Origin of the sequence: Pseudoalteromonas denitrificans DSM 6059 (assembly GCF_900112265.1) — a bacterium.
In the GTDB taxonomy this organism is placed as follows: Bacteria; Pseudomonadota; Gammaproteobacteria; order Enterobacterales; family Alteromonadaceae; genus Pseudoalteromonas; species Pseudoalteromonas denitrificans.
Genome location: NZ_FOLO01000036.1, coordinates 40,844 through 56,197, shown reverse-complemented (window position 1 = coordinate 56,197; position 15,354 = coordinate 40,844). Strand labels below are relative to the sequence as shown.

General features: G+C 33.7%; 11 protein-coding genes, 1 rRNA gene and 2 pseudogenes. 7 read left to right on the top strand and 7 right to left on the bottom strand.

All coding sequences use genetic code 11. The features are described 5' to 3' along the window. Positions 1 to 77 (bottom strand): 16S ribosomal RNA (locus tag BM088_RS18290); the annotation flags it as partial. A gap of 636 nt (positions 78 to 713) precedes the next feature. Then, positions 714 to 1,190 carry an acyl-CoA thioesterase gene (locus BM088_RS18285; RefSeq protein ID WP_091987964.1) on the bottom strand — a complete coding sequence of 159 codons (477 nt, stop codon included), beginning with the start codon at positions 1,188 to 1,190 and terminating at the stop codon, positions 714 to 716. Positions 1,191 to 1,388: 198 nt separating this feature from the next. Here BM088_RS18285 and dbpA point away from each other — a divergent pair, with 198 nt between their 5' ends. Both dbpA and BM088_RS18275 read left to right on the top strand, forming a co-directional pair. Next, positions 1,389 to 2,774: an ATP-dependent RNA helicase DbpA gene (gene dbpA / locus BM088_RS18280; protein ID WP_091987960.1), complete on the top strand. Its 1,386-nt coding sequence runs from the start codon at positions 1,389 to 1,391 to the stop codon at positions 2,772 to 2,774. Positions 2,775 to 2,852: 78 nt separating this feature from the next. Next, positions 2,853 to 3,182: a DUF3622 domain-containing protein gene (locus BM088_RS18275; protein ID WP_091987957.1), complete on the top strand. Its 330-nt coding sequence runs from the start codon at positions 2,853 to 2,855 to the stop codon at positions 3,180 to 3,182. Positions 3,183 to 3,228: 46 nt separating this feature from the next. Here the strand turns inward: BM088_RS18275 and BM088_RS18270 are convergent, their stop codons facing one another. Beyond that, a complete protein-coding gene (locus tag BM088_RS18270) occupies positions 3,229 to 3,840 on the bottom strand; it encodes a 3'-5' exonuclease (RefSeq protein WP_091987953.1) in 612 nt (203 codons plus the stop codon). Between the two features lie 157 nt (positions 3,841 to 3,997). Here BM088_RS18270 and BM088_RS18265 point away from each other — a divergent pair. After that, positions 3,998 to 6,531: pseudogene (locus BM088_RS18265) on the top strand (zinc-dependent metalloprotease). Between the two features lie 61 nt (positions 6,532 to 6,592). Here the strand turns inward: BM088_RS18265 and BM088_RS28020 are convergent. After that, positions 6,593 to 6,661, bottom strand: a pseudogene (locus tag BM088_RS28020) (GDCCVxC domain-containing (seleno)protein); the annotation flags it as partial. A 148-nt stretch (positions 6,662 to 6,809) separates the two neighbouring features. After that, positions 6,810 to 7,730 (bottom strand): DMT family transporter, encoded by a 921-nt coding sequence (locus tag BM088_RS18260; protein WP_091987950.1) that lies wholly within the window; start codon positions 7,728 to 7,730, stop codon positions 6,810 to 6,812. Positions 7,731 to 7,878: 148 nt separating this feature from the next. On the opposite strand from BM088_RS18260, the gene BM088_RS18255 reads away from it, so the two are divergent. Continuing rightward, complete coding sequence (locus tag BM088_RS18255) at positions 7,879 to 8,742, top strand: helix-turn-helix transcriptional regulator (RefSeq protein ID WP_091987946.1); 864 nt, start codon at positions 7,879 to 7,881, stop codon at positions 8,740 to 8,742. A 68-nt stretch (positions 8,743 to 8,810) separates the two neighbouring features. Here BM088_RS18255 and BM088_RS18250 read toward each other — a convergent pair whose 3' ends face one another. Further along, entirely contained in the window at positions 8,811 to 9,971 is a 1,161-nt protein-coding gene (locus tag BM088_RS18250; RefSeq protein WP_091987942.1) for a hypothetical protein, read from the bottom strand. 1 nt (position 9,972) lies between these two features. Next, positions 9,973 to 12,018, bottom strand: a complete 2,046-nt coding sequence (locus tag BM088_RS18245; protein ID WP_091987938.1) for a DUF3857 domain-containing protein — start codon at positions 12,016 to 12,018, stop codon at positions 9,973 to 9,975. Positions 12,019 to 12,697: 679 nt separating this feature from the next. Between BM088_RS18245 and BM088_RS18235 the strand changes: the two genes are divergently transcribed. The 3 genes from BM088_RS18235 to BM088_RS18225 all read left to right on the top strand — a co-directional run bounded on the left by BM088_RS18235 (position 12,698) and on the right by BM088_RS18225 (position 15,341). Beyond that, positions 12,698 to 13,867, top strand: a complete 1,170-nt coding sequence (locus BM088_RS18235; RefSeq protein ID WP_091987930.1) for a serine hydrolase domain-containing protein — start codon at positions 12,698 to 12,700, stop codon at positions 13,865 to 13,867. A 37-nt stretch (positions 13,868 to 13,904) separates the two neighbouring features. Then, complete coding sequence (locus BM088_RS18230) at positions 13,905 to 14,129, top strand: hypothetical protein (RefSeq protein ID WP_091987926.1); 225 nt, start codon at positions 13,905 to 13,907, stop codon at positions 14,127 to 14,129. A gap of 321 nt (positions 14,130 to 14,450) precedes the next feature. Then, complete coding sequence (locus tag BM088_RS18225; protein ID WP_091987922.1) at positions 14,451 to 15,341, top strand: LysR substrate-binding domain-containing protein; 891 nt, start codon at positions 14,451 to 14,453, stop codon at positions 15,339 to 15,341. Positions 15,342 to 15,354: the final 13 nt, after the last annotated feature.

The window sequence follows — 15,354 nt, the reverse complement described above, 5'->3', positions numbered from 1 at the left end:
CTCTGTTACCGCTCGACTTGCATGTGTTAGGCCTGCCGCCAGCGTTCAATCTGAGCCATGATCAAACTCTTCAATTAAAAGTGTTTTTTGAATAACTTAACAAGTAAGTATTCAGCTCAATGAATTCTGTTTTTGATATTATTTATTGGATAGTTGAAACGTTTGCGTTTCGACATAATAAATAACGTCGCATATGACTGTGTAGTCACTCCATTGAAACTTTCGAAAAAGTTAAAATGTAAAACATAATTACAAATGAGACTCTAATTTTTTGTTACCGTCTAAACCGAAGTTAAGAAGGTAACTTAGAACTCAATCTGCAAGAGTGCCCACACAGATGATTACTTAAATTTTTAAAGAACGTTTCAAGCTTTTTGGCTAGCGCCGTTTCGCTTGGGGTGTGCATAATACACCGTGATTATTTTGAGTCAAGACTTAATTTAAATTCTTTTTGAAAAGTTTTCATTTCAAGTTTTAATCAACTCTACCAACCTAGCTAACTTGCTACATCCCTTTAAGAATGTTGCTTGCCGTCTGTGTCGGTGGAGGCGCAGTATAGAGAGATCTCGTTTTAGCGCAAGTGTTTTTTTGATAAAAATTGAAAAAACAAATTGTTTGCTCATATAACCAACGAAACGCCCTAAAATCAGACGTTTCATTGGCTAAAACCAGTAATAAGTAGTTTTTATTTAAATTGAGTTAACAACTAATGTTTATTTTACAAAAATTTCCATTTCTTCACCTATTTGTTTACGCATTTCCATTAAGCGCACAGCAGTATCATGCTGCTTGATATCAGCATCTGTTTCAGGGACCCACTTTGGTATCTCAATCTTTTGCCCTGTTTCATCTACTGCAACCATAATAACAATACAATGTGTTGTTATACGTCTATTAAGTGACTTTGGATCGCATGCTGTTACTTCTAATGCAATATGCATAGATGATGTACCGGTATAAATCACTTTTGCCTCAACCTCAACTAAACTACCAACATGTATAGGAGCAACAAAACGAATTCCACCAGCATAAGCAGTAACACAATAACGACCACTCCATCCAGCTGAACATGCATAAGCCGCTAAATCAATCCATTTCATTACAGCGCCACCATGCACTTTACCTCCAAAATTAACATCTTGCGGCTCGGCTAAAAATCTTAATGTGATATCTCTTTGTGGTTTTTTCATGAATGACTCTCTGTGATGCTTAATGAAATAAGCTATTTTTCAACTATATAAAGTATTATTTAATAATAGAACAAACTTAGTCAAAGCATAAAGCAATAAATCTGATATTATATAGGGTCGAAATGGCCTAAAAGTACAGCTTTGTGCTCAAGGTCTATTATATAACGATTGAAAAAGATCAATTATAGGAAAAGCACCTTGAGTCAAACCACCTTTACATCCGTCAAGTTACAACCTGCCCTTATTGAGAACCTAACTTCTCTGGGTTATAACAATATGACGCAAATCCAAGCCGAAAGTCTGCCCCATGTTTTAGCGGGTAAAGATGTAATAGCACAAGGAAAAACAGGCTCAGGGAAAACAGCCGCTTTTGGTTTAGGTATATTAGAAAAGTTAAAAGTAAAACAATTTCGCATTCAATCTTTAGTATTATGTCCAACCCGAGAATTAGCAGATCAAGTTGCAAAAGAAATTCGTAAACTGGCACGTAGTATCCACAACATTAAAGTCTTAACAATTTGCGGTGGTATGCCATTTGGACCTCAAGTTGGCTCTTTAGAACATGGTGCACATATAATAGTAGGCACACCAGGTAGAATTGAAGATCATTTATATCGCGGTACACTTAACTTAGATAATGTAACAACTCTGGTACTTGATGAAGCTGATCGTATGTTAGAAATGGGTTTTCAATCTGCTATTGATGCCATAACAGATGCAACGCCAAGTAACCGTCAAACATTGTTATTTAGTGCAACCTTCCCTGATTCAATCAAAACTGTTTCTGAACATATTATGGTTGATCCTGTGATGGTCAAAGTGGCCTCTTCCGATAACAATACGAATATTCGTCAATATTTTTATAAAGTTGAGAATAATAAACAACGCTTAGTCGCACTTCGCTTATTGCTTTTAAAGCATCGTCCCGAAAGCTGTGTTGTATTTTGTAATACAAAACTTGAAACACAAAGAGTATCTGATGAGCTCAATAACTTTGGTTTAAGTGCACTAGCATTAAATGGTGATTTAGAGCAAAGAGATAGAGATCAAACTTTAGTACGCTTCACCAATAAAAGTGTCTGTATTTTAGTCGCAACTGATGTTGCAGCTCGCGGTTTAGATGTAGATTCACTTGATATGGTGATCAACTTTGAAGTTGTCCGTGACCCAGAAGTACATGTACACCGAATTGGACGTACAGGCAGAGCAGGCAAAAAAGGCACCGCTCATTCTATATTCATTGAAACTGAAATGCATCGCTTTGAAAAAGTATCTGAATATATGGAAAAAGAGTTCGATATTTCAGTATTACCTCCATTTAGCATATTAGAAAAACCAGGTTACAAGCCTGATATGGTGACATTGCAAATTGATGGCGGTAAAAAGCAAAAAGTTCGCCCTGGTGATATTTTAGGTGCATTAACAGGTAAAAATGGCATTGCAGGTAAACAAGTTGGCAAAATAAATATGTTTGATAACTGGGCTTATGTTGCCGTACATAAAGATGCGTCTAAGCCAGCACTTGCAAAATTATCAGAAGGGAAATTGAAAGGTCGCTCTTTCAGAATAAGACGTATTAGATAATTACACATAATCAATTTTGTATTATCACCTTAAAAATTAGATATTCATTCAATACACAGAATTTAGGAAATAAAGCTCATGGCACAAGAAAAGAAATTTGATTACAAAGTTATTCAAGACGGTGAGAAATGGCATGCAGAAATAACACGTCGTGTTTCAGCTAGAAAAACAAGCGTTTCTAAACGTAAAAAGGGTTTTGAATCTCAAGAAGCTGCCCAGCAATGGGGCAAAGAACAATTAGAAGTCTTTTTACAAAATTTACAAGAGCGTAATAAACGTAAAGCAGATAAACGTGTTGTAAGAAATGAACTTGAAGCTAAAGCAGCAGAAAAAGAAGAAGAATATAAAGCAAAACGTTTAGCTGCTCGCCTAGCAGCTGAAGAAGATCAAGAACAAGACGAAGAATAATTAATCCGTGATTTGATAGGAAAAGGGCTTAAGTTTAAGCCCTTTTTTATTTCTGATTGTTAAGAAACTCATGAACTGATTTTTTAGGTGTTTTTATCAATTTCTTCACTAATGAAAATGATATATCCTTTAGACCATAATCTTGTTTTATATCTTCTAGCATAGTTAACCAAAGTTTAACTGTCATTTGAGAATCATATAAAGCACGGTGAAAACCACCATCAGAAGGAATATTTTTATAACGTATTAAATCTCCCAACTTATGAGTGGGCGCATTTTGGTAAATTCTTCGCGCCATCAGCATAGAGCAGGCAAATTGCCCAGAATAACTTTTTGATAATAATGCCAACTCTGCATCTAAAAAACGTTTATCAAAGGAAGCATTATGAGCCACCAAATTTGAATCGCCAATAAAGTCTGAAAATTCCCCCATCACTTGAGCGCATGAAGGCATCCCCTTAAGCATGTGATTACTTATTCCCGTATAGTCTTCAATAAAGCCAGTAATACGAAACCCCGGATCCATCAATTGGGAAAAAGATTCCGTTATTTCACCATTTTTAATTTTTACCGCACCAATTTCTATCGCCCTATCTCCCATATTTGGAGATAAACCTGTAGTTTCAAAATCAAGTACAACTAAAGAATTTGCCTGCATTGCTCAGTTACGTTCATAAAATTTTTGTTCATTTTACTTATTATTAGACCTTCATACTAGATTATTCACATTTACTTACGTTTGCCTTTTGTGGCAAGAAAGTAAAAAGTGTAATTTCTATCAGTGATATAAAATAATTTAATAAAGGAAGTTACCAATGAAATTCTCACGTATTTCTCTGGCCCTAATATTTGCAATTGCTGGAAATTGTTCTGCTTACGCCGCAGACAAAGACAAAAAAAAGAAAAAAGATAAAACACTCACGGAATTATTAGCTAATAAAATTGAAACCAAAGGGCTTTTAAACTTTTATCAAGATAAAAAAACAGGCAAAACTTTAATGTTACTCAATGAGAGTCAGCTCAATTCTCCTATTTTATATTTTGCCCATACAGTCAACGGTATTACAGATGCGGGCCATTTTAAAGGCGCATACAGAGAAACTAAAATAATTGAATTTAGACGCCACTTTGACCGCATAGATATCATAAGTAAAACTCCCATACATAAATTTGATCAAAATAGTCCAATCAGCAAAGCGCAAGATGCCAACATTAGTGAGGCAGTTTTAGCCAGTATTAAAATAGAGAAAGAAGAAAAAGGACAATTTGCACTTAAAATTGATAAATTATTTTTAAGTGAAGCGCTACACAAGGTATCTCCCTGGGCACGAGTTGACGATAAAAAAAGCAAAAAAACGATTTAAGCTAGGAAAGTTAAACGACAAAAAATCACGTATCGTAAATAAGCGTAGTTATGACAATAATGTAGATATCGTAGTTGATTATGTCTTTAATAATGCAAATCCAAGTATTTATGGTTCTAGTGCAGTGACAGATCCGCGTTCAGTATCTATAAAAATACAACATTCATTTGTTACCTTACCAAAAAACGATTTTAAACCTCGCCTTGATGACGCTCGTATAGGCTATTTTACCCAGCAATATGACCAAATGACTTCAAGTGAATGGGCTCCCTATCAAGATGTGATCAATCGCTGGGATCTAAAAAAGAAAGACGCTTCGGCAACATTATCTGAGCCAATCAAACCTATCGTTTGGTGGATAGAAAATACCACACCATATGAATGGCGCAATACGATCAAAGAAGCAGTTTTAAGTTGGAATAGTGCATTTGAAAAAGCCGGTTTTAAAAATGCAATGCAAGTTAAAGTACAGCCTGATGATGCAAAATGGGATGCTGGCGACATTAATTATAATGTTTTACGTTGGACCTCATCACCTAAACCACCATTTGGCGGTTATGGCCCCTCATTAGCCAACCCACTTACAGGTGAGATTATGGGTGCCGACATAATGTTGTAATTCGTATTTATGAAAAACCGTTGGGTTTACGACAAACTATATAGTCAAGGTGCCACCAGCTTAACTGATATTACAACTAAAATTGAAGGCCTTAACTGCAGTGCAGGTCACGCATTACAACAAGGGTTGATTTTAGGGAAAACCCTAGCAAGTGGTTCATCAATTCAAGAAAAAGCTTTATTAGATGAAGGGCTACGCATGTTAATTTTACATGAGGTAGGCCATACCTTAGGGCTGAACCATAATATGAAAGCCTCTATTTTATGGGACGAAAAAGACGTTCACAAAAAATCACTCACAAAAGGTATATTAACAGGCTCAGTAATGGATTATACACCCGCTAATATCGCACCGATAGGCATAACACAAGGCGATTATTTTCAGGTAAAATCCGGTCCTTATGACTTATGGGCGATTGAATACGGTTATTCAACTGCTTTAACGGATAAAATAGCAGAACAGCAAAGACTTAATAAAATATTATCTCATTCAGCAGACAAAGGCTTAGCATTTGGTAATGATGCCGATGATATGCGTCCCCAGGTCTTCATATTGATCCTAGAGTTATGATCGGAGATATGTCATCAAACCCAGTAGCTTATGCGACAGATCGTATGGCTCTTATAAACCATACTTTTGATGAGTTAAAACAAAAATCATTGACTGATGGAAATTCATACCAACAATTATTAATTTCAACGAATGTTTTATACGGCCAATATAAAAGGCAAGCAGAAATAATCTCCCGTCAAATTGGCGGGGTTTATGTTGAACGACATTTTATTAATAACAACTCTGCTAATAGGCAAACTAAAATACAACCCTATACACCAGTACCAAAAGCCACACAAAAAGCTGCAATGGACGCATTAGCTCAATATGTTTTTGCGCCAGATACATTAGCAGCAATAAAACCGCTTTATACTCATTTACAACATCAACGCCGTGGCTTTAGCCATTATGGTAAAAATGAAGACCCGAAAGCACATAAAATGGTATTAAATGTGCAAGTATCAGTATTAAATCAATTATTACATGCCAATGTATTACAACGTATTTCGGATACTAGCTTATATGGTAATGAATATGATTTAACAACTTATATGAAAGATTTAACTGCTGCTATTTTTATAGATGAAAAGTCGTAAATTCAATGAGTCAAAATTTGCAAATTGAATATGTGCAAAGATTAATAAAAATTGCAGGTATAGGGAAAAAGTCCAAGTATGATAATTTAGCTAAAACCTCGGCGCTTTATCAGTTACATACTATCACTCAACAAGATACCTCTTGGGGGGCTGATGAGGCAACTAAAGCACACAAAGCGTATTTAGATTTAATCATTAAAAAAGCGTTAGAGGCTTAAATTAATATAAAGATTGAATGTAGCTCATATTTTGATATACATTCAATCTTATTAAAGTACTTCATTTACGACCACAACAAGGCTGACCTGCTTGGGTCGGTGGGCAAGGCACTGAGCCATAAAAGCAAAATACACAACAATCATCTTCTAGCGGTTTTAGTCGTTTTTAAAAGCCCTGCATTCATAAAACCACTGACAATAATTTCTTGGCATTTCTAATAACACTTTAAACCACATTGTGGACAAATTAGTTTTGAATTTTTAATAATATGCATTTTTTATTTACTTAGCTTAAAACCAAACTCATGAGGCTTAACGATATAAGATAATAAAGGCTTTTTAATTTGAGTGATCACATTACCTAATACAACACACAATAAACCTAAGGTTGAAAATATCGTCCATTGGTAATTTTCAAATATGCTAGAAACAACTAATGCCACAATAGGTGTGATCACTAATAGATATGCAGCATTATTGGCACCTATTCTATCAACCAATAATAAGTATACTGTAAATCCTATCACAGTGGCTGGAACCGCCAAATATGCAAGGCTCGCTAAATAACGTAGCTCCAACATAATTTCAAAATTCAAATCTTTAAATAAAATGATCATAAATAAAGCGGCACAGCCATATAACATGGCATAACTTGTCGCAGTAAAAGGTTGCACATTATTTTTAGTATTGCGTATGCTGATCATATTGCCAATAGAAAAACACCAGGTACCCGCTAAAGCATAAAACAAGCCTAGCAAAACTTCTTTCGACCAATTGGTTTGCAATAAGTCTCCTGCAAATAAACTGCAAATCCCCATTAATCCAATAATGACACCTAACCAAAAATTGTTATTAGGTGGAGTTCCATAAAAAATTCGACCATGTATCGCATTAAATATAGGTGCTGTTGCCATTACAACTGCGGTTAAACCACTGGCAATATAAGCTGTAGAGCTATAAAAGAATAAAAAATTACAACAAAATAAACACAAACCTTGTAATGCAAAAAATTTTTGGTCTGCTTTATGTACTCGCTGTAATTTATTAAATAGCTTCCCAATAACAAACATCACTACGACAGCCAAAGAAAATCGATATAAAATAGAGACTTCCATTGGTACATTACCTTGTTGCCACTTTATGGCAATCCAAGAAAACCCCCAAACAAAAATCATCAAAGCATATAATATCGCCGACATTAGATTCTCACTTATCAAAATGCTAAAAATTTATTATCAATCAATATATATTTCATTTCTGTCATTATATTTTGAAAATTAACACGATATTGCGGTTATTATGATGCTAAACCTTGAGTGACTAATACTTAAACGTTAGGCTTATTTCATGAGCAAATTTATTAAAAAACCTATCAGCTTTGAGCTATCAAAAAAAACCTGTGTAAGACATAAATCTTTAACACAGGGGTTAACGTGGGCTCATTACCAAAATGAACATGAACACCTCACTTATGAAAATAATAAACAACATACTTTAAGCATGTATTTATCTGGTGGGCATGGCACTTTTAGAACCGACATAAATGCAAATAAAGGAGCTCCTGGTCGATTTTGCTTAATGCCTAAAGGGTGTGAGAGTGAATGGCAGGTAGGTGAAACGCAACAGTTCATGCATTTATATTTTGATGATACCTATATAAAACGTTTAGCATTAAGAGTATTTGATATAGACCCCAGAACAATTCAATTACCTGAACTCACTTTTACTCAAGATTTAGGGTTAGAAGCTTTATTTCGCCACAATATGGCAACAGCTAATTGGCACACATCTGACTCTCAGCTTGCAATAGAACAAGTCACAGATACTATTTTAATCTCTATGTTACAAAACATGAGTAATACAAAAATTAAATCTCCCTTAAAAGGAGGTCTATCACCAAAAATATGTGATCTTATTTGTGATTTTATGCATGCAAACTATCAAAGACAAATTTACTTATCCGAACTTGCTGATCTAGCGCAGTTGAGCGAGTTTCATTTTTGTAGAATGTTCAAGGAAAGCATGGCACAAACACCACAAGAGTATTTAACATCAGTCAGAATTGATCACGTAAAATATGAACTTGCCCACTCACGTTTAAATTTAGCTGACATTTCACTAAAAGTGGGCTTTTCAAATCAAAGCCACATGGGCCGGTATTTCAAAAAGCTAATAGGTATATCGCCGAGAGAATTTAGAAAACAGTTATAGTTTTCAGACAGTTAAAATAGTAGCTACCTCTTACATGGGTAACCACTATTTAATTCAAACAACTATAGCTAGCTAGAAACTTGATTACTAAGCCAAGTAGCATACACTTCTGAAGTTAAAAATCCGCTAGCCTCCTCTAACGTTTTAATTTCTTCTTCTGTCATTTTGAAATTAAACTTAGCATTTAAAACATCAATTACATCTAAACTAATAGCATAGTTTTTTGATATAAAACTGACTTGTAATAGAACTATAAAAGCTTCAGTATTATAAGGTTCTGCTATTATTGCATTAGTAGCAGCAGCATATGAACGCTCAAAAGACTTTTCATATGCATACAACAGAGCCAACTCACTTTGCATTTTACTATCTTGCAAAGCATGCTCGGGTAAGGTGAAAATTGATTTTATTGCTTTCATGTAATTTTTTTTCTCAAAATAATGACCTTCGAATGACAAAGAGTCTTTATTAATTTTTTCATAAAACTTAACCACTTCAGGCCAAAATAACTGAGCTTGTATTGCTGGCAGCTTACCCATCATTCGCAATAGAAATTCACCTATAACAAGTTCTTTTTTTAGACTGCTATCTAATTCTTTATAAATAGATTGAAAAGTATCAAAATCGCCTTTTTTTATCGCACTAAATAACTCTTTTAAAGATTTAACTTCGTGTTGTAACTCTTTATCTCTTGCAGTATTTAGCATTAACTCTGATATTTGGTAAACAAAATCAATAGCCGAATACTCAAAACTTAAAGAATGCTGGTCCACTATTTTAAAATCATCGTGTGTTAAATATATATCAAGGTAATTATACCCTTCATCACTATTCAAACGATAATGTGCAATATAATCACCATCAATATCAGTTGTTGAAAATAAATATTGCCAAGTAAATAAATTAGAAACCCCCATTAATGCACTCAAATAATTAGTCGCTAATGTATTACTTAATTTATAAGCTTTATTTTGTGTATTTAATAAATAAGGATGCTTTAAATGAATTTTTTTATTAATCGCCTTAATATTTAATTGCTGTTTTAAAAATTCAGTATCTTGTTCATTTAACGCCTTTTCTAATAATTGATTAAATTTAAATATCGTTAATTTTGGATCTTTTTTACTAAACGAATCGCTAACACTCGATAATGGCACTTCTTTAGTTGTGACACATGCTTGCAAATAAAAACACATAACTAATAAAGTTAGTTTAATAAATAGTTTCACTTTAAAGTCCTTGCTTTATAATTTTCGCTGATTGATATGTTTTTAATGTAGTCATTAGATTTTTCATAGACTTATAGCCAGGATCTTGAGTTACATTAGATATACCATTTGAATAGCTCATCTTATTACTTATTTTTTTCAATAAGCTAATATGTTGAGGCACATCTGAAACATGGACCGTATCATTTTTACTACGATAAATATTTTCCACGGTCAACTTCCTATTGTCATAAGACAAAGTAGACGAAAAATAAATATATTCATCTTCATGCTTGCTTGACAAATCTTCGACATTAAAATTTACATGTTCTGGTAATTGCAATGTTACTTTATGCTTGGATGAGATTGGCCCATAAACATAAAGTGGCTGCTTTCTTTTTATCATATGAGGTAGCACCACATATTGATTTGAGTTATCCGCAAATAAAGTAAACTCAGCTTGGTTATTTTTATTTAGAGCCCAAAATTCAGGAAGTAAGTATGATTCAAATAGCGTTATCACATTATTTACCTTATCGTCTTCAAATATCATTCCATCAAGCTGTTCAATGTCTGGATAAACTTTTGCGTAATAATTAAGATATTGATTTACTAGCTTTTGTTTTCCGTGAACTTTTATACGATAACGTAAATTATCGGCTTTATTGCCTTTAGCTACAGTTTTGATTTTCCATTGTACTGCAGAAAAATAATCAGGTGCAATTAAGTTTTCTGTTATAGAGATTTCACTTTCAGATCCCACCCGATCTTTAAATAATGTTATACCGCCAGCTTGATGATTAAGCAGTAAAGCCTCACCGTAGTTAGGTTGAAATTTACTTTCTAAATAATCACTTTGATGCGTAATTGTAGGATCAATCCAATAAACTTTATTTTTATATTCTATTTGAACAATAACATGGTCAAAGACCGCGTGAGTAGGTAAATAATCAGATACATGCCCCTTTGAAGTGCTTGAAACGAGAGCAGGGTAAGCTTTGACTCCTATTTGTTTTAGCAAAGTCACTAATAATAGAGTTTTATCTTTACAGTCACCATACCTCTTATCAAAAACATCATTTGGTGCATGTGGTTTATGTGAGTTTAAGCCAAACTCTAAACCTAAATACCTCACTTTATCCTGAGAAAAATGTATCGCTTTATTGATAGCCTCATCAACCTCTAAAGCCTTTAGTTCTGTGATAAACTGCTGTAAATCTTCTGAAAAATCACCTTTAACATCAAATAAGTCGTTGGCCCAATTAGATACTTGCTCCCAAGATTCGTACTCTGAAAATTGAATACTTGGATAAGGATCATACCAATCAGGTAAACTATCTTCTTCTACCACCGCTGGTGTATTAAACTGTGATATTTGGTAGCGTCGACGATCTGATGTTGAATCCTTTATAATTTCTGCCTCGACACCTTTTATCTCAAATTGCAAAACTCTATCAATTGGCATATCTACATTTACATGTATTAAATCCACTGCAATATTACTGGCTAATGAAGCAAACCAAGAGAATTTATCACCCAATATTGGGTTCTTACCTATTATTGTAAAACTGTAATCAACAACATCACCTTCTCTTATGTTATCAAGTAATATTAAAGCCTCAACATCTCCTGAATAAATATTTTGCTTCTGTTGGTTTTCTACATTAATAACTTGAATATCCTTCGATTTTAAAGTGTAAATATTCCTATTATCTCTTATTACTTTTATTTCATGGATATTCAATGTTTGATAAGCAGGACTAAAACGAATCCGAATATTTGACTGAGAAGCAATTGCTGAAGGATCTGTCAACGAAAAAACATAACGTGTATAAGCTTGTTGAGACTCTGTAGTTTTAACTTGAGAATCAATTAAATAATAATGGCTCGGTGCTCTTAAACCTTTAACATTTAATAAGTCAACATCTTGCGGAACTATCCAATCGGGAGTTTGAACAATGTGAACCTTTGGCTTAATACTATTGATCTGTCCTTGAGCAAGCCCTGTTGCTAGTAAACATACCAACCCCAACATTATAAAGTTCCAACTATCTTTAAACCTTAGCATCTCAACTTCCTTAAAATAAATTTCGCAGGAGTGTATATTTATTAGAAGACAATCGAAAGTACTATCTTACAGCCTAGTACTTTACTTCTTGTTCATCTAAAAAACCGTTCTGCATTTACCCCCTGTAATAAAGATAAAGTTGTTAATATTCCTGCCGTATACATTAGGATCATAGATAATTGGGAAACCTGCGGGAATCGACTTAAAAAGTTCTCCCCCCAAGTAATATTCGGTATCCAGATAAATGCTGTTCACTGTAAACTCTTGTGTTGAATATTTATTTTCCATTTGATTCATCCAAGGAAATAGTTTCGGCATGAATAATATCAAAGAATAACTTTACCTTAGATTTTCTAATTGCTTAACCAAACTCTTCAACTCTGAAATATTTTGATTACGATTAAATAAAGTGAAGAAATAAAACACTCATTAAAATAAAAAGTATTGACTAACACAAAGACCTAACTGATAATCATTATCATTGATTACCAACCTCCTGACTCCGGTGATCAATAACTCTATAAACTACTTGCTACATAAATTTTATCGGTGACGGTCGATATAATGCTCCAAAAAAGCCCTTTAGGGCTTTTTTATTTTCTAATATTGGAAAATAAAAATAACGTAGTTTCGTCAATGCTCACTATAGTTTATAGATGTTCCACTGATTCGTACTCTTATGTTTTCTTTAAAATATCATTTTCTAATTTTACTTCCATTACTTCAACTCATAGCCTGTGAGTCCGATAATAATAACCAGGAAAACAAGCGTTCAACTCCTTACTCCTACCAACAGCCAATCAATAATAATGACGGTTGGCAAACAGCAAGCCTAAATGAGCTTAATATTGACAGTGCACCTTTAGTTTCTCTGATGAAAAACATCAATAACAATGAAAACGGCTATCGATATATAGATTCTATTTTAATAGCAAAAAACAATCGTTTAATTTTCTATGAGCAAATTAGAGAACAATTGGATTTCACCGATAACTGGGGTAATAATAAAAATGTAAATTTGCACATCCTTAATTCTGTGACTAAAAGCTTTACCAGTGCATTAATTGGTATTGCAATAGACCAAGGTTTCATCCCAAATACAGAGGTAAAAGTATTCGATTATTTTCAACATAAGTCTTTGAATAATAATTGGGATAACCGTAAAAATGAAGTAACCCTGAAAAACTGGCTTACCATGCGCCACGGATTTTTATGGGACGAGTGGAATGTTTCTTATTTAGACTCTAACAACCTAAATAGTCAGATGAATAATAATAATGATCCCATTCAGTTTTTATTAGACAGACCTATGGGTACTAACCCCGGTGAAAGTTTTGCTTATTCAACTGGCATAAGCTTTGGCATAGGTCGAATTTTACAACTTGCTACAGGATTAAGCGTAACTGAGTTTATGCAACAAAACTTATTTGCTCCTTTGAATATCACAAATTTTGATACTTGGTCTTTAGATGACCAATTACACACGGGGAGTGGTTTATATTTAAATACCCGAGACATGGCTAAATTTGGTCAATTATTTCTGGATAAAGGAAAGTGGCAAGGTCAACAGGTAATATCTGAAGCTTGGGTTAATGAATCGACGACTCAAATCATCGACAAAGGTAATTGGGGATATGGTTATCAATGGTGGATGACATCCTATGATGTTAATGGAGAAAAGCTTGAGACTTTTTATGCTGATGGATTTGGCGGTCAATATATTTTTATATTTCCGAAAATTAATGTCGTAATAGCTATTACTGGTAGCGCTTATGAACCAGAGCAAAGATCACAAAGAAACTTAACCCAAGTTTTAGAGCAACATATTTTACCTGTATTAGTAAATTAAATAAGGTAAAATATATAAAAATAAATTGAGACACCTGATGAAAAATCATTCCACCAAAAGTGAACTGAAGATTATTCCACTCGTATTATTGGCTATTGTTTTAGTGGTTGCAGGACATTTTTTAATGAAACCTATTTTTCATAATACAGCCTGGGTTGAGTACTCTTTAGCATTGTTACCTTTTATTTTAATTGCCTTGGTTATTTGGGCCTTTAGAATTGCAATAAAAAATGAAAACAATAATGATGACCGGACTGATTAGTATTTATGCAATCTTTACCACAATCATCAGATCCGACACTATCCCCCGCCTAATTCACCTTTACAAGATGAAATACAAAGAAAAGTAACGATTTTAGCGATTGCTAATAATACAAAAAATGAAAATTTTAGTTGTGAAAATAAATCTCTAAAACTTGATACTGAATTCAAATCAGTAAATAACTAAACCTAAACAAGTCGATATCCACAAATTCAACTAACTCCCGATTTTAAGTGGCAATCAAATATAGATGAATATAAATCTCTAGGCGTAAAACAGTGCATGCGTTAGCATATGCAAAACTAATACGATGAAAAAAGTATGGATGTAGAAACAAAATGGCTAAGAGATTTTTTGATGTTAGCGCAAACAAAAAATTTTTCGCGCGCCGCGCAACTTAGGCATATAACACAACCTGCTTTTAGTCGTAGGATCAAAGCACTTGAAACACATCTTAATTGCAAATTAATAAACCGCTTATATCAACCAATAAAACTCACAAAAGAAGGTTTATTATTTGAGCAAAGCGCACTAAAAATAATAAACGAATTAGATTTTAGCTTAGATCAATTACATAAAGCTGATGATAAACAAGTAGATTTAACGATTTCGGCAACCCATACATTGTCATTGGGTGTATTTCCATTATTGGTTCAACATTTAAATCAATTAAATGATCAGATAAATACCAGCCTAAAAGTTGCAGATGCCGATGACTGCATTAATTTACTCAGTAATAAAAGTTGTGACTATTTATTAGCTTTTAGCGATCCATTGCTGGCAACGCATCAAGCAGACTCAATTTTACTTGGTACAATAAAACTACTTCCTGTATGTAAACCCGACGATAATGGAAAAGCACTCTATAGCTTAACAGACCATTCGCAAAAAGTGCCTTTCCTAGCATATCAATACAATATTTATTTAGGACGTGTAGTCAATCAGCTACTAAATAACAATCGACAAATACTTAAAATGCGCCAAATATTAGAAGCACCTATGGCTGACACTTTAAAAATGATGGCCATTCAAGGTTTAGGTATTGCATGGATCCCTGAATTTAGTATTTATGATGAACTAGCCAACGAACAACTTACTATTTGTGGTGAAAAAAAATGGCACCCCACTTTAGAAGTCAGGCTTTATCGGCATCATGATCAAAAAAAACTACTTGAACCTCTTTGGCAACATTTAATGGGGTTTCAGCTATAACTTAAGTTAAACC

Excerpts from the sequence above, each read along its gene's own strand:
- BM088_RS18285 (WP_091987964.1), bottom strand. The coding sequence starts at position 1,190 with ATGAAAAAACCACAAAGAGATATCACATTAAGATTTTTAGCCGAGCCG.
- BM088_RS18275 (WP_091987957.1), top strand. The coding sequence starts at position 2,853 with ATGGCACAAGAAAAGAAATTTGATTACAAAGTTATTCAAGACGGTGAG.
- BM088_RS18270 (WP_091987953.1), bottom strand. The coding sequence starts at position 3,840 with ATGCAGGCAAATTCTTTAGTTGTACTTGATTTTGAAACTACAGGTTTA.
- BM088_RS18260 (WP_091987950.1), bottom strand. The coding sequence starts at position 7,730 with ATGTCGGCGATATTATATGCTTTGATGATTTTTGTTTGGGGGTTTTCT.
- BM088_RS18255 (WP_091987946.1), top strand. The coding sequence starts at position 7,879 with ATGAGCAAATTTATTAAAAAACCTATCAGCTTTGAGCTATCAAAAAAA.
- BM088_RS18245 (WP_091987938.1), bottom strand. The coding sequence starts at position 12,018 with ATGCTAAGGTTTAAAGATAGTTGGAACTTTATAATGTTGGGGTTGGTA.
- BM088_RS18235 (WP_091987930.1), top strand. The coding sequence starts at position 12,698 with ATGTTTTCTTTAAAATATCATTTTCTAATTTTACTTCCATTACTTCAA.
- BM088_RS18230 (WP_091987926.1), top strand. The coding sequence starts at position 13,905 with ATGAAAAATCATTCCACCAAAAGTGAACTGAAGATTATTCCACTCGTA.
- BM088_RS18225 (WP_091987922.1), top strand. The coding sequence starts at position 14,451 with ATGGATGTAGAAACAAAATGGCTAAGAGATTTTTTGATGTTAGCGCAA.